General features: G+C 61.0%; 18 protein-coding genes and 2 pseudogenes. 9 read left to right on the forward strand and 11 right to left on the reverse strand.

What is annotated here, in order from left to right:
- Positions 1 to 52: 52 nt before the first annotated feature.
- Positions 53 to 1,724: pseudogene (locus PSH87_RS13850) on the reverse strand (nitrite/sulfite reductase).
- Between the two features lie 214 nt (positions 1,725 to 1,938).
- Between PSH87_RS13850 and ccoN the strand changes: the two are divergent.
- The 3 genes from ccoN (at position 1,939) to PSH87_RS13865 (ending at position 4,357) form a co-directional block, all read left to right on the forward strand.
- Positions 1,939 to 3,366, forward strand: coding sequence for a cytochrome-c oxidase, cbb3-type subunit I (ccoN, locus tag PSH87_RS13855; protein ID WP_017735568.1), 1,428 nt, complete (start codon positions 1,939 to 1,941; stop codon positions 3,364 to 3,366).
- Positions 3,366 to 3,575, forward strand: coding sequence for a cbb3-type cytochrome c oxidase subunit 3 (locus tag PSH87_RS13860; RefSeq protein WP_305434188.1), 210 nt, complete (start codon positions 3,366 to 3,368; stop codon positions 3,573 to 3,575). The genes ccoN and PSH87_RS13860 overlap by 1 nt, the downstream gene beginning before the upstream one ends.
- An 89-nt stretch (positions 3,576 to 3,664) precedes the next feature.
- Positions 3,665 to 4,357: an aspartate/glutamate racemase family protein gene (locus PSH87_RS13865; protein WP_305434189.1), complete on the forward strand. Its 693-nt coding sequence runs from the start codon at positions 3,665 to 3,667 to the stop codon at positions 4,355 to 4,357.
- Here PSH87_RS13865 and PSH87_RS13870 read toward each other — a convergent pair.
- From PSH87_RS13870 to PSH87_RS13895, 6 genes are all read right to left on the reverse strand, one after another.
- Positions 4,354 to 4,866, reverse strand: coding sequence for a GNAT family N-acetyltransferase (locus tag PSH87_RS13870; protein WP_305434190.1), 513 nt, complete (start codon positions 4,864 to 4,866; stop codon positions 4,354 to 4,356). The genes PSH87_RS13865 and PSH87_RS13870 overlap by 4 nt on opposite strands.
- A gap of 61 nt (positions 4,867 to 4,927) precedes the next feature.
- Complete coding sequence (locus tag PSH87_RS13875; protein ID WP_305434192.1) at positions 4,928 to 5,992, reverse strand: DUF1176 domain-containing protein; 1,065 nt, start codon at positions 5,990 to 5,992, stop codon at positions 4,928 to 4,930.
- 64 nt (positions 5,993 to 6,056) lie between these two features.
- The gene (locus tag PSH87_RS13880; RefSeq protein WP_305434194.1) at positions 6,057 to 6,776 is read right to left on the reverse strand and encodes a hypothetical protein; all 720 of its coding nucleotides are present in this window, start codon (positions 6,774 to 6,776) and stop codon (positions 6,057 to 6,059) included.
- A complete protein-coding gene (locus PSH87_RS13885; protein WP_305434196.1) occupies positions 6,773 to 8,056 on the reverse strand; it encodes an AAA family ATPase in 1,284 nt (427 codons plus the stop codon). Before PSH87_RS13885 ends, PSH87_RS13880 begins: the two co-directional genes overlap by 4 nt.
- A 102-nt stretch (positions 8,057 to 8,158) precedes the next feature.
- Complete coding sequence (locus PSH87_RS13890) at positions 8,159 to 9,298, reverse strand: glycerate kinase (RefSeq protein WP_305434198.1); 1,140 nt, start codon at positions 9,296 to 9,298, stop codon at positions 8,159 to 8,161.
- Positions 9,299 to 9,395: 97 nt separating this feature from the next.
- Positions 9,396 to 10,496, reverse strand: coding sequence for a sugar diacid recognition domain-containing protein (locus PSH87_RS13895; protein WP_305434200.1), 1,101 nt, complete (start codon positions 10,494 to 10,496; stop codon positions 9,396 to 9,398).
- A 158-nt stretch (positions 10,497 to 10,654) separates the two neighbouring features.
- On the opposite strand from PSH87_RS13895, the gene PSH87_RS13900 reads away from it, so the two are divergent.
- Positions 10,655 to 11,965 carry an MFS transporter gene (locus PSH87_RS13900; RefSeq protein WP_305434202.1) on the forward strand — a complete coding sequence of 437 codons (1,311 nt, stop codon included), beginning with the start codon at positions 10,655 to 10,657 and terminating at the stop codon, positions 11,963 to 11,965.
- A gap of 98 nt (positions 11,966 to 12,063) precedes the next feature.
- Here PSH87_RS13900 and PSH87_RS13905 read toward each other — a convergent pair whose 3' ends face one another.
- On the reverse strand, positions 12,064 to 12,768 hold the full coding sequence (locus tag PSH87_RS13905; RefSeq protein ID WP_305434204.1) for an SDR family oxidoreductase: 705 nt from the start codon (positions 12,766 to 12,768) through the stop codon (positions 12,064 to 12,066).
- A gap of 100 nt (positions 12,769 to 12,868) precedes the next feature.
- Between PSH87_RS13905 and PSH87_RS13910 the strand changes: the two genes are divergently transcribed.
- From PSH87_RS13910 to rarD, 3 genes are all read left to right on the forward strand, one after another.
- Positions 12,869 to 13,771 (forward strand): LysR family transcriptional regulator, encoded by a 903-nt coding sequence (locus PSH87_RS13910; RefSeq protein WP_305434206.1) that lies wholly within the window; start codon positions 12,869 to 12,871, stop codon positions 13,769 to 13,771.
- Between the two features lie 81 nt (positions 13,772 to 13,852).
- A complete protein-coding gene (locus PSH87_RS13915) occupies positions 13,853 to 14,863 on the forward strand; it encodes an aldo/keto reductase (protein WP_305434208.1) in 1,011 nt (336 codons plus the stop codon).
- A gap of 239 nt (positions 14,864 to 15,102) precedes the next feature.
- On the forward strand, positions 15,103 to 15,984 hold the full coding sequence (rarD, locus tag PSH87_RS13920) for an EamA family transporter RarD (protein ID WP_305434210.1): 882 nt from the start codon (positions 15,103 to 15,105) through the stop codon (positions 15,982 to 15,984).
- Positions 15,985 to 16,023: 39 nt separating this feature from the next.
- Here the strand turns inward: rarD and PSH87_RS13925 are convergent, their stop codons facing one another.
- From PSH87_RS13925 to PSH87_RS13935, 3 genes and pseudogenes are all read right to left on the reverse strand, one after another.
- Positions 16,024 to 17,229: a dermonecrotic toxin domain-containing protein gene (locus PSH87_RS13925; protein ID WP_305434212.1), complete on the reverse strand. Its 1,206-nt coding sequence runs from the start codon at positions 17,227 to 17,229 to the stop codon at positions 16,024 to 16,026.
- A 145-nt stretch (positions 17,230 to 17,374) separates the two neighbouring features.
- Complete coding sequence (gene hppD / locus PSH87_RS13930; protein ID WP_305434214.1) at positions 17,375 to 18,451, reverse strand: 4-hydroxyphenylpyruvate dioxygenase; 1,077 nt, start codon at positions 18,449 to 18,451, stop codon at positions 17,375 to 17,377.
- A gap of 245 nt (positions 18,452 to 18,696) precedes the next feature.
- Positions 18,697 to 19,620, reverse strand: a pseudogene (locus tag PSH87_RS13935) (DMT family transporter).
- Positions 19,621 to 19,696: 76 nt separating this feature from the next.
- Here PSH87_RS13935 and PSH87_RS13940 point away from each other — a divergent pair.
- Together PSH87_RS13940 and PSH87_RS13945 are read left to right on the forward strand one after the other, a co-directional pair.
- Positions 19,697 to 20,578, forward strand: coding sequence for a LysR family transcriptional regulator (locus PSH87_RS13940; RefSeq protein WP_305434216.1), 882 nt, complete (start codon positions 19,697 to 19,699; stop codon positions 20,576 to 20,578).
- 152 nt (positions 20,579 to 20,730) lie between these two features.
- Entirely contained in the window at positions 20,731 to 22,272 is a 1,542-nt protein-coding gene (locus tag PSH87_RS13945) for an EAL domain-containing protein (RefSeq protein ID WP_305434218.1), read from the forward strand.
- Positions 22,273 to 22,417: the final 145 nt, after the last annotated feature.

Genomic DNA, 22,417 nt, shown 5'->3' on the forward strand with positions numbered 1-22,417 from the left:
GTTGCGAAGGCCGATCATGGCAGATGCAACACTGCCGCGTATGACTAACGCCTCACGCGTCCACCAACCGCCCCGCGTAGACCCGCTCCTTGAACGGTTCCAGGCCGATGCGCTGCACGGTGTCGACAAAGCGCTCTTCACTCTCGCGGTAGCGCACAAAGGTGTGGATCACCCGTGCGATCACATCGGGAATCTCGGCGGCGCTGAACGACGGGCCGATCACCTTGCCCAGGGCGCTGTGATTGCCCTGGGCGCCGCCCAGGGTGACCTGGAACCACTCGCTGCCATTTTTATCCACGCCGAGGATGCCGATATTGCCGATGTGGTGATGGCCGCAGGCATTGATACAGCCGGAGATGTTCAGGCTGATCTCGCCCAGGTCATGCAGGTAGTCCAGGTGGTCGAAACGCTGCTGGATCGCCTGGGCAATGGGGATGGATCTGGCGTTGGCCAGGGCGCAGAAGTCGCCGCCCGGGCAGGCGATGATATCGGTCAGCAGGCCGACGTTTGCCGCCCCCAGGCCGTGGGCGCAGGCCAGTGTCCACAGTGCATGCAGGTGCTCCTTGGGCACATCCGGCAGCACGATGTTCTGTTCATGGGCGATGCGGATTTCGCCAAAGCCGAAGCGTTCCGACCATTGCGCCACCGCGTCCATTTGCTCGGCCGTGACGTCACCGGGCGGTGCGCTGATCTCCCGGTTTGGTGGACAGCACCACGCTGGTGTAGCCCGCGACTTTGTGCGGCATCACATTGCGGCTGACCCAGCGGGCAAACGCGGGACTTTCCGTCAGCGCAGTGCCGTAGGCCAGGCTGGTACCCGGCAGGTTTGCATAGGTGGGCGGGACGAAAGCCGCGGCCACACGCGCGTACTCGGCGTCGGTCAATTGTGCCGGGCCGTCGCGCAGGTACTGCCACTCCTCCTCCACCTCGCGGGCAAACGCCTCGATGCCCAGGGCCTTGACCAGGATCTTGATGCGCGCCTTGTATTTGTTGTCCCGTCGGCCATGGCGGTTGTACACCCGCAGCACCGCCTCGACATAGGACAACAGGTGCTGCCACGGCAAGCCTTCGCGGATCTGCACCCCGAGGATCGGCGTGCGCCCCAGGCCGCCACCCACCATCATGCGCAGCAGCTTGTTGCCCTGGCGGTCGTGGTAAAGGTACAGGCCGATGTCATGCATCATGATCGCGGCGCGGTCGTCACGGGCCGAACAGATGGCGATCTTGAACTTGCGCGGCAGGAACAGGAATTCCGGGTTGATGGTCGACCATTGGCGCAGGATCTCCGCCAGTGGGCGTGGGTCCAGCAGTTCGTCGGCGGCCACCCCGGCAAAGGCTTCGGTGGTGATGTTGCGCACGCAGTTGCCGGAGGTCTGGATGGCATGCATGTTGACGTGGGCCAGGCGTTCGAGGATGTCGGGCACCTGGTGCAATTCGATCCAGTTGAATTGCAGGTTCTGCCGCGTGGTGAAGTGGCCGTAACCCCGGTCGTAATCCCGCGCGATGCTGGCCAGGGTGCGCAGTTGTTCGGCGCTCAGGGTGCCGTAGGGAATCGCCACCCGCAGCATGTAGGCATGCTTTTGCAGGTACAGGCCGTTTTGCAGGCGCAGTGGCAAAAACTCCGCGTCGCTCAAGTCCCCCGCGATATAGCGCCGGACCTGGTCACGAAACTGCGCCACGCGCTCGAACACCAGCGCCCGGTCGTATGCGTCGTATTGGTACATATCACGGCCTCATCAAATGATGGGGGCGACTATGCACCTACGGCGCAGCGCATTGAAGATGCAGGTGCAGTGTTAAAAAGCAGATCAGATCGCCTGAAAGCCGCGATTTCAGGCATAAACAACTGATCCGCAGGAATGAGCATTTTCTGAGCCTGTTTTGTTTTGCCCGCCCTTCCTACAGTGCCCGCCACTTGGAACCGTGGGAGGACTGAGCATGAGCACAGCAACAATCGGGCAGGCCTATAACTATAAAGTCGTCCGTCAATTTGTAATTGCAACCATCGTTTGGGGCGTGGTCGGCATGGCCATGGGCGTGTGGATCGCCTCGCAACTGGTGTGGCCCGAGATGAACCTGGACCTGCCCTGGACCACCTTTGGCCGCCTGCGCCCTTTGCATACCAGCCTGGTGATCTTTGGTTTTGCCGGCAGCGCCCAGTTTGCCGCCAGCTACTACGCGGTACAGCGCACCTGCCAGGTGCGCCTGTTTTCCGATCGCCTGGCTGCGTTTACGTTCTGGGGTTGGCAGTCGGTGATCGTGATCATGCTGGTCAGCCTGCCGCTGGGCTACACCACCACCAAGGAATACGCCGAGATCGAGTTCTCCGGCGCGGTGTGGATGGCGGTGGTCTGGGTGGCGTACGCGGTGGTGTTCTTCACTACCGTAGTGCGGCGCAAGGCCAGGCACATCTACGTGGGCAACTGGTTTTTTGGCGCGTTCATCCTGGTGATCGCCATGTTGCACGTGGTCAATCACTTGGCGATTCCGGTGGATTGGTTCAAGTCCTACCCGGTGTATGCCGGGGCGACCGATGCGATGGTGCAGTGGTGGTATGGGCACAACGCCGTGGGGTTTTTCCTGACGACGGGCTTTTTGGGGATGATGTACTACTTCGTGCCGAAACAAGTCGGGCGGCCGGTGTATTCCTATCGCCTGTCCATCGTGCATTTTTGGGCGCTGATTACCTTGTATATCTGGGCCGGCCCGCACCATCTGCACTACACCGCACTGCCGGATTGGGCGCAGTCACTGGGCATGGCGATGTCGCTGATCCTGCTGGCCCCCAGCTGGGGCGGGATGATCAACGGCATGATGACCTTGTCCGGTGGCTGGCATCAGTTGCGCACCGACCCGATCCTGCGCTTTCTGGTGCTGTCATTGGCGTTCTATGGCATGTCCACCTTTGAAGGCCCGATGATGGCGATCAAGACCGTCAACGCCCTCTCCCACTACACCGACTGGACCATCGGCCACGTCCATGCCGGCGCGCTGGGCTGGGTGGCGATGATCACGTTCGGCGCGCTGTACCACATGATCCCCAAGGTGTTCGGCCGCGAGCAGATGCACAGCGTGCCGCTGATCAACCTGCACTTCTGGCTGGCCACCATTGGCACGGTGCTGTACATCGCGTCGATGTGGGTCAACGGTATTACCCAGGGCCTGATGTGGCGGGCGGTGAACGATGACGGCACCCTCACCTACTCGTTTGTCGAGGCGTTGCAGGCCAGTCATCCGGGGTTTGTGGTGCGTTTCGCCGGCGGCGTATTTTTCCTCACGGGCATGCTGCTGATGGCCTACAACACCTGGCGAACAGTGCGTGTGGCGGATGTGCGCATGGCGCAACTCGACGCGCGGATCGCCTGATGTGGGGCTGGCTGATGCTGCTGTGCCTGTATGGCGCCGTGGAGTACTGCTTGCGCGGGCAATCCGAAAAGAGCCTGGATGACGCCAGCCTGATCCCCTTCGCCGACGACCCGGACGTGGCGCGGCGGGTGGAACAGGCCACCGGCAAACAGGTCAATGCCGTCTCGCCGGAGCAGGCCAAGCCGGGTTGGATCAACCTGGATATGTAAACTGCTCCGGTGATTTGGCCGGCAACTGCGTATGACTATTCGGCGGCCGATGGGTAAGGTGATGCGACTTTCCGTGTAAGGAGCATCGCATGCGCACCATCGGCCTGATCGGCGGCATGAGCTGGGAATCCAGCGCCGAGTATTACCGCATCATCAACCAGCGCGTACGCGACCAGTTGGGCCCGCTGCGCTCGGCGCAACTGTTGATGTACAGCGTGGACTTCGGCCCGGTGGAACAAGCCCAGCACGCCGGGCGCTGGGACGACACCGCGCTGATCCTCGAAGATGCCGCGCGTCGCCTGCAAGCCGGCGGCGCCGACTGTGTGGTGCTGTGTACCAACACCATGCACCTGGTGGCGCCGCGTATCGAAGCGGCGGTGTCGATTCCGTTCCTGCATATTGCCGATGCCGCCGGGTTGGCGGCGGTGGCAGCCGGTACGTTGACGGTCGGCCTGCTGGGCACGGCGTTCACCATGGAGCAGGACTTTCTCAAATCGCGCCTGGCTGGGCATGGTATGACCGTGTTGGTGCCTGAAGCGGACGAGCGCCAGGCCGTGCACCGGATCATTTACGAGGAGTTGTGTGTCGGCGTGATCAGCGACGCGTCGCGCCAGGTCTACCAGCGGGTGATCGAGTCCCTGGCCGCACGTGGCGCCCAGGCGATCATTCTGGGTTGTACGGAAATCGGCCTGCTGATCAAACCAGAGCACAGCGACCTGCCGCTGTTGGACACCACCGAGCTGCATGCGCAGGCTGCGGTGGCGTTTGCGTTGCAGGACTAAGCCGATTGGCGCAGGCGCGCCATGCTCACGGTATCGACGAACACGCCGTCGCGCAGGGCGAAATCGCGCATGCGGCCTTCAACCTCGAAGCCGAATTTGCGATACAGCTGCTGCGCGGCTTCGTTGTCGGCGTACACCGTCAGTTCCACGCGGCGCAGGTTCATCCAGTTGTCGGCCACGTCCAGCGCGGCCGCCAGCAGGCGCGAGCCCACACCCTTGCCCTGCCAGGCCGGCGCCACGCCCATGCCGAACGAGCCGACATGGCTGCGACGCACGCGCAGCAGCTGTTCCAGGCCCAGTTGGCCGATCACCTCGCCGCCATGCACCGCCACCAGTTGCAGGCGCCGCTCGTTGTCCAGCTCCAGCTTGTTGCGCCACGCCTGCACCGACTGGAAAGGCATCTGCAGCACCTGTCGGCACACCGCCGGTTCGTTATAGAGCGCGGCGACGCCCTCAAGATGGGCCTCGGTAAAGCGCTGGATGACGATATGGGCTTCAGGCGTGTGCATGGTGTTTCATCCTTTGAAAGACACGTGGCCGACCAGTGTAGAGGCCGCGCCTGCCCGATGGCTAGGGGGCCGGAACCGTGGACCACAACGACGGCCAATCCCCGTAGAAAACGCCCGTGCAGCGCGGCATCATGTGGAACTCACTGAGCCGGAACGACCTGCCGTCGAATACCCAGACGCCGCCAGCGCCACAATCACCAATCCCACGCTGCTTATAGAAATAACTCAGGGTGCCGGTGGCTTCGTCATACCCGGCCGAGCCTTGTAGCGCTGCGCCGTCCATGGGCAACGGTTCGAGGTCAAGCAGGGTTTCGGTGTAGGGCGCTTGCCGCTGCCGGCTGCTGACGGCGTACTCGCAGTTGTAGGCCGCACAGTCATGACGCACCACTGTCATCGCCTGCTCCGCCGTCAGGGCGCCAGCGTTGGCCTCGGGCTCACCCTCTTCCGGAGTGACTGCCCTCAAGGCGGCGGCTACCAGCCCGGCCAGTTCTTGTGCGGTCAGCGGCGGTGCCTGGGTGAACTTACGCAATAGCGGTGTCGGCAAACGCGGCGGCACTTCACTAGCGGCGCCCTTGCCCGGTCGGGCGAGCGCGGTGACGTTATCGACCCGCCCCTGCACGGCATCCATCAACAGCAACGACGCACTTAGCCCGCTCAGTGAAACGTGCGCCTGTTCATCGCCTGGCAACTGTAAGCGCTGGCCATTACGCAGCCGCTGTAACCAGCGCCGTGCCGCCGCCTCGTCGATCACCGCGAAGGACTGCGCTTCGGGGTCATTGCCTTGATCGTCCAACTCAAGCTGCAAATCGCGCGTCAGCTCCAGCCCTAGAGGCTGACCGTCCAGCTGCAAAGTAGAAAGGTCTACGCCTTCGCCACGGTGATCGAAGCGCAAGCGCAGAAAACCCTCGGGACCCGCTTGGTGCCAGATATGCAGGGTCAGCGAGCTGTAGTCCTCTTCATCCACGCCACTGGGGGCGCTGAGGGCATGGCAATTGCGCAGGTTGTCGCAACCGACAACCCACTGCTTGATTTCACGCAGCAATGGCACGGTTTCAGCGGGGGGTTGAGCGAAGGCTTGGGAGGTGGCGCTGGAAAGCAATAGGGCCAGGTATGCGGGGCGCAGCATGGGGACTCTCCGTGTCGAAAAATGGCGCGGATTGTCCCATGTCTGTGGTTTTTGAGGGTAGCCGTTACGGTCGGGCTTGGCCGCGTACGCGCGCAGCACGCTTTTCCAGTTGCTGCGCATGACGTTCTGCCCCTTGCTTGAGTGCCTGGCAGTATTCGGGGAGGCAGTGCTGGGCGTCTGGCGTGTCGACTTCATTAGCCAGACGTCGGGCGGTAGCGGCAGAGATGGGCGTGCCGCGGGGTTTCAGTCGGCCTTTGATGACGGCCGCACGATCGTTGACCAGTGTTGGGTGATTGAGTTTGAGCACTTCGACAGTCGCAATGGCTTCGGGGGTCAACCCTTCCACACGGCCGTCGCTGAAGTATCGAAAAAAGCGTTCGACATTGGCGGTCAGCGGAGAAACGAACGGCTGCTTGGCTGAATCGTAGTCATCTTTTTCCACGGCGCCATAACCGCATGCGACCTTGGCTTGGCTGGAGGGGTAGCACGCGACAAGGTTGGTGTAGGCAATGCTTTCGGGCTTGTGGTGTTTTTGTGGAAGGACATGCTCAATGTGGCAACTGAGTTGCGTGCCCCGATCCTTTGCCCGACATTCAGCCGTTGTCGGTAATCGGCGCAGGGTATAGGCACATAAATGAAACTGCTCCTTCAAGAGCGCCTGACGCACCTCTTCACTTGGAAAGCTGCTGCCCTTACCGTAATACAGGTTTTGCGGCGTATCGCGGTTTTCCCTGCGCCATTCAATCAAGGCGCGTGGCTCGGCTCCCTTTTTGATCGACCTCACGCCTCGCCCTCTTCCAGTAACCTCAAAGAGTCGATGCTGGCTTGGGCCTCCAAGACATCAGGGATTTTCCCGACCCGCTCCCGCAATTGCACGAGGTTGGCTTGGGCGGATTCAAGATCATCGTCGTCCAGGTCGCGATAGATTTTTCTGAGTTGCAGGCTGACGTCTTGGTTTTGGGCATACCCGCCCATCAGCTCTTCGATCACTTCGCCGCTGCGCAGGCCCAGCGAGCGTTCTGGATGGCCTAGATACTGACCATCTTTCAAAAGAATGATGGACTCGGCTGGCAGTTCACCCAGGATCTGTGGGGAATGGGTGGTGATGATGAATTGGCAGTTGGGGAAGGTTTTTTCCAGGTTGGCGACAACGGTGCGTTGCCAGCCTGGGTGGAGGTGGAGGTCGAGTTCGTCGATGAGGACAACGCCCTTTCCTTTCAGCGGGTCAGGTACTCCACGATTAAGTAATGTGAGCCTGCGCGCCAGATCACCGACCATTGCCAGCAGGCACTTTTCACCGTCCGAAAGCTGCAAGACGTTGAATTCAAGCTCGCCCTTTAGAATGGTCATTCTCAATGCGGGTTTACGACGCACCCGAACATCTCTGAATCCGGTAAAAGTCTCAATTGCTTTGCGCACAGCGGACAGTTCAGGGTCTCGATAGCCCGGAGTATCCCGGCGGTTTTCGTTTTCGAGGTCTTCTTGATTTCGGAACCATATGAAGAATCGCTTGAAGTCTGCACCGCCATGGCCAAGTGCTTCGTCATAGCCCTCTGCAATGGCATTCACCAGATTTTCGCGAACGCGTAGAGGGACATCCAACACAGCACGGTGTACATCGTAGTAAACCGCTAGAGGCAGTGCTATGCCGATATCAAATCCTGATTCGTAATGCCGGATTCCATACTCAAGTTCGTCAGCCTTGAAGTTCAACGCCAAAAGATCGCTGCTACGCTCTGCTGGGTGCTTCCCTGCCTTTTTGTTCAAGGCAATTGCCCAGCGCAAATCCTCAGTGCCTGGCTGATTTAGCAAGCTCGTAGTGATTTCTAACCTTGTGTAATCAGAGGTCGCACGAATGTCATCTTTTGATAACGCTCTGGACTTTGAAGCCTTGCCCACGACCCGTGAAGTCAAATTCGACAACGTAATCGCCAACGCATCCAGAATCGAAGACTTGCCCACCCCATTGACGCCCACCAAAGCGACAGTCTGCTTACCCTCGAAATCGAGCTCCATCTTCTCGATGCCGCGGAAATTGACGAGGGTAAAACGCTTGATCTGCATGATCGGCTTCCAACGTGCCTGGCCAGGTCGGCCAGTCTTCAAAGTAAGCACGGATCATAGTAATTATCGACAGATCTGTCACGGCACTGACGGTTACCTCTATCAGCCCCTCGCGGCCACCCGCCACACCCGCGCAATATCCGCCGCCCGCTCGCGCAGCAACCTCGGTGCCTCGCTGCACGCCTGCTCCAGGCTCATCGGCCCGGAGGGCAAGGCGAACGCCGCGTCCACGCCGTGGGCGTACATCTGCTCATAGCCGTCGCCCAGGGTCCCAGCGATGACGATCACGGGCACGCCGTGCTGCTTCGCGATGCGTGCCACGCCAAAGGGGGTTTTGCCGCGCAGGGTCTGAGCATCGAAACGGCCTTCGCCGGTAATCACCAGGTCGGCGCCTTGCACGGCGGCATCCAGGCCAACCAGGTCGGCGACGACTTCCACACCGGCGCGAAACTGCGCGCCAAGAAAGGCTTTGGCTGCAAACCCAAGGCCACCGGCCGCGCCGCTGCCGGGTTCGTCGCGCACGTCTTTGCCCAGGGCGCGCGCGCAGTGATCGGCGAAGTGGCCGAGGGCGGCGTCCAGCAGTTGCACTTGCGCGGGGTTGGCGCCTTTTTGCGGGCCGAAGATCGCCGAGGCACCGTGCGGGCCGCAGAGTGGGTTGTTGACGTCGGCGGCGATCTCAAAACGCACGTCGGCCAGGCGCGGGTCCAAGTGTTCAAGATCAATCCGGGCCAGGCGCGACAAGGCCAGGCCGCCCGGTGGCAAGGCGTGTTCCTCGGCGTCGAACAACTGCACGCCGAGCGCTCGCATCGCACCGGCACCGCCATCGTTGGTGGCACTGCCGCCAATCGCCAGGATGATGCGCTGGGCGCCGAGGTCGAGGGCGGCGCGGATCAGTTGCCCGGTGCCAAACGTGGTGCTGGAACAGGCGTCGCGCTGCCCAGGCGCAACCAGTTGCAGGCCGCTGGCTTCGGCCATCTCGATAATTGCCGTGTGGCTGTCGGCCAGCCAACCCCAATGGGCTTCGACCGTGCCGCCCAGCGGGCCTTGCACGGTTTGGCCGCGCAATTCGCCGTTGCACGCCGCGAGCACCGACTCAACCGTGCCTTCACCACCGTCCGCCATGGGGCACTGCACCAACTGCGCATCCGGCCAAACCTCGGCCAAGCCTGCCGCAATGGCTTGGGCCACGCCTTCTGCACTCAGGCTGTCCTTGAACGAGTCGGGGGCGATGATGATTTTCATGGGCTTTCTCCGGTTTTTATAACGCCCATGCTGCCAGTTGGCAGCAGCAATGACGCCGGTCAGATGCACAAGTACGCTTTGGCTTTGTTGTTCATTCCTACAAAGCCTGGGGCAAGAGTTGCACGCCGAGATAGAGGGCGAGCATGCCATCCAGGGTCAGCGGGTCGACGCCACTGAGTTCGGCGATACGCTCCATGCGATAGCGCAGGCTGTTGCGGTGGATGCCCAAGGCGTCGGCGCAGGCCTGGCTTTGCCCGTCGTGTTCACACCAGCTGCGCAGGGTCGCTTGCAATTGGCCGTTGCTGTCCTTGGCCAGCACTTTGCGCAGAGGGTTGAGCAACTCGTCCAGGGCGTCATCGTTGCGATGACGCCAGAGCATCACCGGCAGGCGAAAGCGGTTGAGGGTGAGCAGGCGTGAGTGCGGCAGTACATCGCGACCGTAGGCCAGCAAGTCGCCGACCCGACGGTAGCAACGGCGCAGGCCGGCCAGGCCATCGGCCTGCCCGCCGACGGCGACGCGCAGGATGTTCCAGCCTGCGCCTTCGAGCTTTTCCAGCAACCGCAGGTTGTCCACCTGCGCCGCCGCGGGCCGGCACCAGAGCAGGGAAAACTGCGCCGAGCTGACACACCAGCTGTCTGGGTAGCGCGATGTGAGCCAGGCATTCAGGGCTTCTGCCGAGTGCCCCGGGCCCAGTTCAAACAGGTACGGCGTGCGCGCCAGCTGTGGCTTGAGCCCCAGTTGCCGGGCTTCGTCCACCAGGCGCGGGGAGTCACCGGTTTCGGCCAGGAGCAACGCCAGCAGGTCATCACAACGCTGGCGTCGCCATTGTTGTTCGACTTGCTGGTGGCGGTGGCTGACAAGCATTTCAGCGGTCATGCGCACCAGTTCGGCGTAGGTGCGCAGCCCTTCCGGCTCACCGGTGATGCCCAGCACGCCGATCAGGCGTTGGTCGTGCAGCAGCGGCAGGTTGATGCCCGGCTGCACGCCCTTGAGGTGCTTGGCGGTCTGGCCGTCGATCTCCACCACGCGTCCATTGGCCAGCACCAGTTGCGCGCCTTCGTGGCGGGTATTGATGCGCTCCGGCTCGCCGCTGCCGAGAATCAGCCCCTGACTGTCCATGACATTGACGTTATAGGGCAGGATGGCCATGGTGCGATCGACAATATCCTGCGCCAAGTCATGATCGAGCTCGAACATGGGGCTAACTTCCTGAAAGATGGTTGTTCACTGGCACAGCGCAAAGGGTGCTTCACTGTGCGTGGGCACAAAGACAGTACCCCGTCACGTCGCCGAGACTGTTTGGGCGATCAACGTTACCCTCGCATCGCGAAAAATCATAATAAAGAGAGACTGCCATGTCACAGAGCGCCACTGCCGTACTGGCCACCGATGACGATAAAAACGCCATCTACAAGCGCATCACCCTGCGCCTGATCCCCTTCATCTTTATCTGCTATCTGTTCAATTACCTCGACCGGGTAAACGTTGGCTTTGCCAAGTTGCAGATGCTCGATGCGTTGAAGTTCAGCGAAACCGTGTACGGCCTGGGGGCCGGGATCTTCTTTATCGGCTACGTGCTGTGCGGCGTGCCGAGCAACCTGGCGCTGACCAAATTCGGCCCACGGCGCTGGATTGCGCTGATGATGATCGTGTGGGGGACGTTGTCCACGTGCCTGCTGTTCGTCACCACGCCGACGCATTTCTATACCTTGCGCCTGTTTACCGGGGCCGCCGAAGCGGGCTTCTTCCCCGGTGTGGTGCTGTACCTCTCGCAGTGGTTCCCCACCTTCCGCCGTGGGCGGATCATGGCGCTGTTCATGTCGGCGATCCCGGTGTCCGGCTTGCTGGGCAGCCCGTTCTCCGGCTGGATCCTCAACCACTTCGCCGCCGGCCAAGGTGGCCTCGCGGGCTGGCAGTGGATGTTCCTGTTGCAAGGTGTGCCCACCGTCATTCTCGGCGCCCTCGCGTACTTCCTGCTCAGCGACAGCTTCGCCAACGCCAAATGGCTCAAGCCCCACGAGCGTGCCGTGCTGGAAGCCGACCAGGCGACCGACCTGGCCAACAAACCGAAAACCACCACCGACTCCCTCGCCGAAGTGTTCAAGAACCCGGCGATCTGGGCGTTCGGCCTGATCTACTTCTGTATCCAGAGCGGTGTATACGCGATCAACTTCTGGCTGCCGTCGATCATCAAGAACATGGGTTTCAGCGATAACCTGGTGATCGGCTGGCTGAGTGCAATCCCGTACCTGCTGGCGGCGGTGTTCATGTTGCTGGTGGGCCGCTCGGCGGACTTGCGCAAGGAGCGGCGCTGGCACTTGGTGGTGCCGATGCTGATGGGCGCCGTGGGCCTGTTGATCGCGGTGAATTTCGCCACTACACCGGCCATTGCCATTCTGGGCCTGACCATCGCGACGATGGGCGCCCTGACCGGCCTGCCGATGTTCTGGCCGGTGCCCACCGCGATGCTTAGCGCAGGCGCGGCGGCCGGTGGCTTGGCGTTGATCAATTCGATGGGGCAGATGGCGGGGTTCCTCAGCCCGTATATCGTCGGGTTTGTGAAGGATGCGACGGGGTCTACGGATTTGGCGTTGTACTTGCTGGCAGCGGTGATCGTTGCCGGCAGTGTGCTGGCGCTCCGAATGACCCGCACCCTCAAGGCCTGATGCGGTCAATGTGGGAGCTGGCTTGCCTGCGATAGCTCTGGTGAATTCAACACCGCTATCGCAGGCAAGCCAGCTCCCACACAAGCCAGCTCCCACAGTTACAGCAGGCCGCCGCCGTCGATGTCGATGACGGCGCCGGTCATGAAGCCATTCTCCATGGCCAGCACATAACCTGCCGCCACTTCCTCTGCCCGCCCGACCCGCCCAACCGGCAACGCGCCGCCCGCCTTGGCGAACATCGCCAGCCGCTGCTCCTCAGCCAACCCCGCATACGCCGGCGTATCGATCACCCCCGGGCTGATCACATTAACCCGACGCGGTGCCAGCTCCTTGGCCAATTGCTTGCCCAGTGCTTCGGTGGCGGCGTTGATACCGACCTTGATGAACTGTCCCGGTACGAGCTTGCGGCCCAGTTGCCCCGAGGTCAGGCTGATACTGCCGTGTGCGTCGAGGTGAGGCAGCGCCAGTTGGATCGCCCGCAACGCGCCCCAGAGTTTCACGTTGAAGTTGTCCTGGGCTTCGTCCAGGTCGGTCTCGGCCAGGTTTTTTGCGCGCACACTCGGGCCCGAGGTGTAGACCAGATGATCAAAGCGCCCGACGCTGGCGAACAGGCGTTGCAGCGAAGCGGCGTCGGTGACGTCTACCGGCTCGCTGCGCAGGCCGTTTTCGCCACCGGACGTCAGGCGCCGCCCGGCCAATACCACCTGTGCACCCCGAGCCGCAGCCGCCTTGGCCACGGCGGCACCAATGCCGCTGCTGCCGCCGATGACGATGACGGTTTTGCCGTTGAGGGAAGAAGTCATGGAGAAATATCCTGGTTGAAAAGTGAGCGTTCATCTTCCCAACTTGGCAATCGGCGAAAAATCCCGGTAAAACGACAAGATCTTTAAAGGAATTTTACAAGTGAGCTCGATTCTCGACCTTGAAGTCTTCGTGCGCACCGCGGATTCGGGCAGCCTGTCTGCCGCCGCCCGCGGCCTTGGCCTCACCCCGGCGGCGGCCAGCATTGCCTTGAAACGCCTGGAAACCCGCTTGGGCATGCGCCTGTTGGCCCGCTCCACGCGCAGCATGCGCCTGACCGAAGAAGGCCGGCGCTACCTCGACAGCGTGCGCGTGGCGTTGGCGGCCTTGGCCGAAGGTGAGCTGGCGCTCAAGCAACAAAGCCAGGGCTTGAGCGGCTTGCTGCAACTGGCGGCGCCGTCGGATTTCGGACGCAATGTGCTGCTGGGCTGGCTGGATGCGTTCAAGGCCGAGCACCCGCATATCCGCCTGCAATTGCTGCTCAACGACAGCAACGCCGACCTGTTCCGCGAAACCGTGGACATCGCCCTGCGTTTTGGCGTGCCCCAGGACTCCAGCCTGGTGGCGCTGCCCATCGCCACCGAGCACTGTCGCGTCGCCTGCGCCAGCCCGGCTTACCTTGCACGACACGGCACGCCGCTTGAGCCCATGGACCTGGCCCGGTACAGCGCGCTGCGCTACATGCGCCAGGGCCAGGTGAGCAAGTCCTGGCGCTTTCAGCGGGGCACGCAGGTGCAGGAGGTCGAGGTGAGCGGGGATTTTCTCAGCGACGACGGTGAGGTCGTGCGCCGCTGGGCCCTGGCCGGGCACGGCATTGCCTACAAGGCCCAGCTGGATGTGGTCGGCGATATCGCCGCTGGCCGGCTGGTGCCGTTGTTCGCGGACTGGCAGGGAGAACCGGCGCCCTTCAACCTGATGTGCCCCCATCGGCTACAGGTGTCGGAGCGTGTGAAAGTGTTGCAGCGGTTTTTACAGGAACGCTGCCAGGCCTTGCTGAGCGCATGAAGAAACGCGTGCAGGGCTTGTTCCAGAGCGCTTGAGTCTGGTATTGCATGACTCACGTTTGACGACCAGGAGGAGTTATCCATGATTTATCGCACGTTGGGCCAGTCCGGGTTGAAGGTCAGTGCCTTGACCCTGGGCACCATGATGTTTGGCGAACAGACCAGCACCGAGGACTCGCTGCGCATCATCGGCAAGGCCTGGGACCAGGGCATCAATTTTATCGACACCGCGGACGTCTACACCGCTGGGCGCTCCGAGGAACTGGTGGGCGAAGCCATTGCCCGCCATCGCCAGGATTGGGTGGTGGCGTCCAAAGTCGGCTTTGGCCCGGCGGATGGCCTGCCCAACCGCAGCGGTTTGAGCCGCAAGCGTATTTTCAATGCGCTGGAGGCCAGCCTCACCCGTCTCGACACGGACTACCTGGACATCTACTACCTGCACCGCGAAGACCACGACACGCCGCTGGACGTCACGGTGTCGGCGATTGGCGATCTGATCCGCCAGGGCAAGATCCGCTATTGGGGGCTGTCCAACTACCGTGGCTGGCGCATCGCCGAAGTGATTCGCGTGGCCGAGCGCCTGGGGGTCGACAAACCGGTGATCAGCCAGCCGCTGTACAACATCGTCAACCGTCAGGCCGAGGTCGAGCAGATCACGGCGGCGGCGGCCTACGGTTTGGGCGTGGTGCCTTACAGCCCGTTGGCCAGGGGTGTGCTCAGTGGCAAATATGCGCCGGATGTCACGCCCGAGGCCGGCAGCCGAGCCGCGCGCCAGGACAAACGCATCCTCGAAACCGAGTGGCGCGTGGAGTCACTGCGCATTGCCCAGCAAATCCAGGCGTACACCCAGGCGCGCGGCGTGGGGATTGTCGAATTTGCGATTGCCTGGGTGCTGAACAACGCGGCGGTGAGTTCGGCGATTGTCGGGCCGCGCACCGAGGCGCAGTGGGATGCCTACACCGGTGCGCTGGATGTGCAGATCACGGCTGAGGATGAAGCCTTCATTGATACGTTGGTCACACCGGGGCATTCGTCTACACCGGGGTTCAATGATGTCAGCCATTTCGTTTCGGGCCGCACCGCCCGCCCATAACCCGACCCACCGTGGCGAGGGAGCTTGCTCCCGCCGGGCTGCGTAGCGGCCCCTGAATCTTGGGAGCGCTGCGCACTCCAGCGGGAGCAAGCTCCCTCGCCACGACCACCTCCTTGCCACAGCAACAGGGCGGCGTGAGAAATTTTCCTGAAAAGCGCCCCAAAACAGCGCAACCCTCTCACGCCAAAAGCTCCATAATCCCCTCCTCTCTTGTATCAATCGGTTTTCGCGAGGACTGCGTGTCTAAAGGTGTGGTGTTATCGGTTTTGGCCTCGGTGTTGTTTGCCGTGATGTATTACTTCACATCACTGCTCACGCCCTTGAGCGGCCTGGAAATTTTCGGCTGGCGCATGCTGCTGACCGTGCCGTGCATGACGGTGTTCATGGTTGTCAGCGGCGAATGGCGACGGGTGTGGGAACTGCTGCAGGTGCTGGCGGCCACGCCGAAGCTGATTGCGGGCGTGCTGGTGTCTTCAGCCTTGCTGGGGGTGCAGTTGTGGTTGTTCATGTGGGCACCGCTAAACGGTCGCAGCCTGGATGTGTCGGTGGGGTACTTCCTGTTGCCGCTGACGATGGTGCTGACCGGGCGCCTGGTATGGGGTGAGCGACTGTCACGCCTGCAACAGGTGGCGGTGTTTTTTGCCGGCCTTGGGGTGCTGAACGAGTTGTACCAGGCCGGTGGTTTTTCCTGGGCAACGCTGGTGGTGATCATCGGTTACCCGGTGTATTTCGTGGTGCGCAAATACCTCAAGACGGACCACTTGGGCGGGCTCTGGCTGGACATGGCGCTGATGTTGCCGGTGGCGTGGTGGTTTGTGCAAAGCGGCGAGCAGGGGTTTGCCGTGCTGGATACCCATCCCAAGCTGTATGCCTTGATTCCAACGCTGGGGGTTATCAGTGCGTCGGCGCTGGTGAGCTACATCATTGCCAGTCGTTTGCTGGCGTTCAGCTTGTTCGGCTTGCTCAGTTATGTCGAACCGGTGCTGTTGCTGGGGGTGGCACTGTTGTTGGGTGAAGGGATCAAAGCTGGCGAATGGCTGACCTATATCCCGATCTGGCTGGCGGTGATGGTGTTGGTGTATGAGGGTTTCAAGCATCTGGTGCGTCAGCGCAGGACTTGATGGGCGTTGAAACGGGGCGTCCGTACCCCTTTTACAGGTTTACTCAGTCACTTTGGTATCGGTGTCAGGGGCAGGTGGGCCATGTTTTTCCAGGATGTCTGCGAATGTGTCCAGATTGTCCCTGACAGTACCGTACCGGGGGATCCGGCTTTGGATTTCACCGCCGACCTTTTCAAGCCACTTGTCCATCGCTTCCTTGCCTACGCCAAAAAGCTTGCCCAGTCGGTTGTCATGGTTCAATTGCAGTAACGTGCCTTTGGCCGGATTCTTGACGATTTCTTCAATGGAGTGGGCAATGTCCGAAGGCACGCCGAACACGATCAATGCGGTTGCCAGCCCTTCCCCGGGGTTTCGTAGCTGCCTGATGAACTCGTGAAACATCCCCGCCAGATTATTGGCCCCGACATTGTCCATAGATTGACCTTGGATCCGGCGGACCCACTGTTTCAGCGTCATCGGCACGAGTGGAGCATCACTGTTGTTCAGCCCGTTTCGTACAAAATAAAACCTGTTTTTGCCGCTGCTTCCAAGCAGGTTTCCGCACGGGTCGTACTTGTAGACCACTTCTGTCCCATCCTTCAAATACCCTTTGTAGGTTGGCTGCCCCCGCTCGTCGAACGCCTTGAGAGATGTATTGCGCACCCCCCTGACGGGCACAGGCGGCACGGTGATGTCTTTATTCAAGCGGGTGAAAATGTCGCCTTTTTCATATCCGTAGCTTCCGACCACGGCGTTGATATCGTTAGCTGCAAACTGAGCCAGGGTCTCCTTGACCCTGGGTCTGCTCTGCTGCGCGAAATGGGCTGCAAACTTTTCCTGCTTCTCGGGATCATCGGCTTGTTCCTTGACCCAGGCGGTCATCTCTTCACGCGTGTTGAATTCGTGAAAGGATGGCCCTGGTTCCTCGGGTACATACAATAAGAAGTTCGTACCTTCGGCGCTGGGTGGTACGCGCTTGATCACCGCGATGTCTTTGGCCTGCAAACCGTCCACCGCAAAAGTCGAAACCTGCATGCCAGGCGTGCCTTGAGCGTTGCGCGTCAATGACCCATCGGCCAGTTCTCGCCCTTTGGCACTCAAAGTGCCATCCCGAAATTCCGATTGAATCGTGTCCATGAATGTATTGCGCGCGTTGTTGGCGGACTGCCAACCCTTGGTAAACACGATAGTGCCTTTTGGGCGGATGGGCTCACTGTGCACTTGTGGGCCAAACGAAGAGGTTGGTGCGGAGGTGATTGTGTTCATAACGAAGATCTCTTGTCAGCGGGGCAGGTTGATTCCTGCTGCCCTGCCATCTTTGTGATCAGCAATCTCGCCACCGTTCCATCCCGGAAAGCAGAAAGCCCGGCAGAGGGTGTCCTCTACCGGGCTTTTTCATCGTTGAAAACCGTCAGTCAGCCGTCAACACACCACGACGCACCTGGTCACGCTCGATGGACTCGAACAACGCCTTGAAGTTGCCCTCGCCAAACCCATCGTCGCCCTTGCGCTGGATGAATTCGAAGAACACCGGGCCCATGAGGGTTTCCGAGAAGATCTGCAACAGCAGGCGCTTGTCACCTTCGATGGACGAACCGTCCAGCAAGATGCCGCGTGCCTGCAGCTGGTCAACCGGCTCGCCGTGGTCTGGCAGGCGGCCTTCGAGCATTTCGTAGTAAGTGTCTGGCGGCGCGGTCATGAAGCGCATGCCGATCTTCTTCAGCGCGTCCCAGGTCTTGACCAGGTCTTCGGTGAGGAACGCCACGTGCTGGATGCCCTCCCCGTTGAACTGCATCAGGAACTCTTCGATCTGGCCCGCGCCCTTGGACGATTCTTCGTTGAGCGGGATGCGGATCATGCCGTCCGGCGCGCTCATGGCCTTGGAGGTCAGGCCGGTGTATTCGCCCTTGATGTCGAAGTAGCGCGCTTCACGGAAGTTGAACAGTTTTTCGTAGAAGTTGGCCCAGTAGGCCATGCGCCCGCGGTACACGTTGTGGGTCAGGTGGTCGATGACCTTGAGGCCGGCGCCTTGCGGGTTGCGGTCCACGCCTTCGATGAACACGAAGTCGATGTCATAGATCGAGCTGCCTTCGCCGAAACGGTCGATCAGGTACAGCGGCGCGCCGCCGATGCCCTTGATGGCGGGCAGGTTCAGTTCCATCGGCCCGGTTTCGATATGGATCGGCTGGGCGCCCAGCTCGAGCGCGCGGTTGTAGGCCTGTTGCGAGTCCTTGACGCGGAACGCCATGCCGCACACCGATGGGCCATGCTCGGCCGCAAAGTAGGAGGCGATGCTGTTGGGTTCGTTGTTGAGGATCAGGTTGATCTCGCCCTGGCGGAACAGGTGGACGTTCTTGGAACGGTGGGTCGCGACTTTGGTGAAGCCCATGATCTCGAAGATCGGCTCCAGGGTACCTGGCGTCGGCGAGGCGAACTCGATGAATTCAAAGCCCATCAGGCCCATTGGGTTTTCGTATAGATCTGCCACGGTGGCACCTCATCATTCTTGTAATAAACACAGGGTTAATTGCGAGCAAGGATGAGGTCGGATGGCGGCGCACAGGAAAGGCCTCGCACAGTGCGGGCGAGGAAGTCACCAAAGATGAGGGGGGAGCCCAGTAGCTTCATGATTGCATCAGTCTCTGACGGCCGAGGCTTGCGTGAGCGCAAGTCCATATTCTTGTATGCGTAAATCGATTCTACACAGCGTAACCGTATTTGTCCGTACTCTTATCAAATCCCCATCGGCCTGGCCTGCGCAAGGGGTTTATTGCACAGGTAGATACCGAGCAGGATCACCGCACCGCCGCCGAGCATCGGCCAGGTCAGCGGCTCACCCAGCAACAACGCACCGCAGACCACTGCGGTCAGCGGGTTCAGTGCGATGAACACGCCGGCGCGGGTGGCACCGATACGACGCAGCCCATCGTAGTAACCGATATACGCCAGGGCCGAGCCCAGCACACCGAGGTACAGCAGGCTGAACACCTGGGGCGAATGAATCGCACTGAGCCCTTCCACGGTCAAGCGCCCCGTGGCCAGCGTGGTGAACACCAGCATGGCCGTGCCCAGCAGAATCGACCACGTCACTGTCTGCAGAGGCCCCAGGCTGTGGTTCAGCCCTCGTGAAAACAGCGAGTACACGCCCCACCCCACCACGCAGCCGAAAATCAACAGATCACCCCGCCAGGCCTGCGCGCTGCCTTGCAGCAATTGCGGGTTGCGACTGACGATCACAGTCGCAGCGCCGCCCAGGCACAGAGCAATGCCCAGCCACTTGGCCCGGCTGAAACGCTCCTTGAACAGCAGCCAGGATGCCAGCCCGATCACGGCGGGATTCAACGCGACAATCAGCGACGCCCGCGACGCATTGATGGACTGCAAGCCATAGAAAAAACACAGGTTGTAGCCATAGATCCCACAGAAGCCCAACAACGCCAGCCGCAACAGTTGCGCCGGGGTCGGGCACACCAGGGGGATGCGCGCAAAACCCATGAACAACACCAACGCCAGGCTGGCCGCGACAAAGCGCAGGCTGGCCGCCAGCAGCGGATCGACACTCGCCGCCAGCTAACGACCGGCGACAAAAGTGCCGCCCCAGATCATCGTCACGGCCGCGAGCTTCCAATAGGTGCGGCGGTCTGCGGACAATTTCATCAATAAATGCTCGGGTGATGGGGGACTGGCGTATTCTTCGACTAATACCAAATCATCGTAAAATGAGTAATTGCTCATGACCCTGACCCAACTTGAAATCTTTTCCCTGGTGGCCGAGTTGCAAGGTTTTACCAGTGCGGCCCATCGCCTGGGGATCGGCCAATCGGCGGTCTCCCACGCCATCAAGGCGCTGGAACAGGAATGGGGGGTGGAAGTGTTCCGCCGTCACCAGTCCCAGGTAGAACTCAGTGACATCGGCCAGCAACTGCTGCTGCGCGCCCGGGCCATACTAGGCCTGGCCAACGCCCTGCAACAGGAGGCCGCCGATGCCCGCGGGATGAAACGCGGCACGTTGCGCATCGGCTCCTTCGGGCCCACGTCGTCCAATCGGTTGCTGCCACCGGTCCTGGCACGTTTTCGCCTGGCGTATCCGGGGATCGAGGTGCATATCGATGAGGGCCCGGATCGCCAGGTGATGCAATGGCTGGACGAGCGGCGCATCGACGTCGGGTTTGTGGTGCTGGAGCAGGAGCGTTTCGACACGTTTGCGCTGTTCGAGGATCAGTTGGTGGCGCTGTTGCCTGCCGATCATCCGCTGGCATCTCGCCCGGCCATTGCCCTGGACGCGTTGTGCGACGACCCTTTTATCCTGACCGAAGCCGGCTCGGCCGAACTGGTGGTTCGGGTGTTCAACAACGCACGGCTGGTGCCGAAAGTGCGTTTTCGCTGTGCTCAGTTGTTGAGTACCCTTGAAGCGGTGAGCCGGGGCGACGGTGTGAGTCTGGTGGCCGAGGGGTCGTTGCCTGAACTGGCGGACCCACGCTACGTGTCCCGCCCTCTGGCCCCGGCAATCGTCCGCCCCATCGGGCTGGCGGTACTGGACCGGCGTCAGTCATCACCGGCGACCCTGGCGTTTATCGAAGTGGCGCAGCGTGTTCACAGCCGCTGCTTGTCGTGAAAGGTAGGGTTAGGCGTCAGGTAACTATTCTGACGGCGCCTACTGACCGAACGGCTAGGTAGGGCAAGCTAATTCCAGCCCGGCCAACTATCATCGAATCAAGCTGATTTGCCCTCCGGCGTTTTTTCATACTGCAACAGGCCGTGCCCCCCATGCCCCTGACTCTCAACGGCCCGCGAAACCGCGCCAGCCGCTACCTGATCACATCCCTCAGTGCCGTGTTGCCAATCGCCCTGGGCGTGGTGATCTTGTACTGGCAAGCCGAACGCAGCCTCACACAAAGCACCGCACAAACCGCCCAGGAAGCCGTACGCCAATTCGACCTGATGCTCGACAACACGGCCCTCGCCGCCCAGGCCCTGCTGCCACTGGCGGGCCAGCCGTGTGACAGTGCTGCGCAACTGGCACTGCGCGAACAGGTCACGCGCCGGCCATTTGTGCGCGCAACCACCTTGTCCTGGCAGAAGAACATCTATTGCAGCTCACTGTTTGGTGATGCCTACGAATCGAAGGTCAACCCGGAGGACTACGTGGATGGCCGCCTGTGGCTGATGAATGGCAACCCGGTCACGCCCGATACCGCATTGCTGGTTTATCGGCTGGTCGAGGGTGATAAAGCGGCATTTGCCTCGATTGACGGCTACCACCTGACCAACGCCCTGCGCCTGATCAGCCGCTACGCGCAGTTGGTCTTGCAAGTAGGCCCGCACTGGCTGGGGGCTGATGGCAAGGTACAGGACACCACCGTGCCGAAGTTTGCCGTGGCCCATCAGCACTTGGCCTCGACGCGCTACGATTACAGCGTGGAAGCCGGTATGCCGGCAGGCGAAGTATGGCGTTACATGGAGGCCCGATACCCGGGTTTCTTCAGCCTGCTGGTGTTCTTCGGCGTACTCGCCGGCCTGCTCGCGCACTGGCTGCAAAAGCGCTCTTCGGCGCCGACCCATGAACTGCAACGGGCCTTGGCCGCGAACGAATTCATTCCCTATTTCCAGCCGGTCGTGCGGGGCGACACCCGCGAATGGGCCGGCTGTGAAGTCTTGATGCGCTGGCAACATCCAAAGGAAGGCCTCGTACGCCCGGACTTGTTTATTCCTTTGGCCGAGCATTCCGGCCTGATCGTCCCCATGACCCGCTCGTTGCTGCGCCAGACCGCTGCGCAACTGGCGCCCCACGCCGCGCGCTTCTGCCCGGGGTTCCACATCGGCGTGAACATCACCGCACGCCATTGCCAGGACTTGGACCTGGTGCAGGATTGCCGTGAGTTTCTCGCCGCCTTCGCGCCTGGCCAGGTCACGTTGGTGCTGGAGTTGACCGAACGCGAATTGATCACGCCGACCGATATCACCCGCCAGCTGTTCGATGCCCTGCACCAATTAGGGGTGTTGATCGCCATTGATGACTTCGGCACCGGCCATTCAAGCTTGGGTTACTTGCGCAACTTCAATGTCGATTACTTGAAAATCGATCAAAGCTTTGTCGCCATGATCGGTGTCGATGCACTCTCGCGGCATATTCTGGACAGCATCATCGAATTATCCGGCAAGCTCGACCTGGGCATAGTCGCAGAAGGCGTGGAAACAGTGGAGCAGTGCGAGTACCTGGCAGCACAAGGCGTGGATTTCCTACAGGGCTATCTGTTCGGCCGGCCGTTACCTTGCAATGAGTTCACTGCGTCCCTGGCGAGCCATTGAATAGCCACGGACTAACATCATGAAATAATCTTGTTCAGACAAAGACGTTATTTACTCTCGGCGGATTAACTACTACAATTTTTTCTGCCGGTGCAAAACACGCAGAAAGGCCTCTTTTTTTGAGCCGCCTTAAAGCTTTGGCTTA

This window comes from Pseudomonas sp. FP453 (genome assembly GCF_030687495.1).
Taxonomy (GTDB): Bacteria; Pseudomonadota; Gammaproteobacteria; order Pseudomonadales; family Pseudomonadaceae; genus Aquipseudomonas.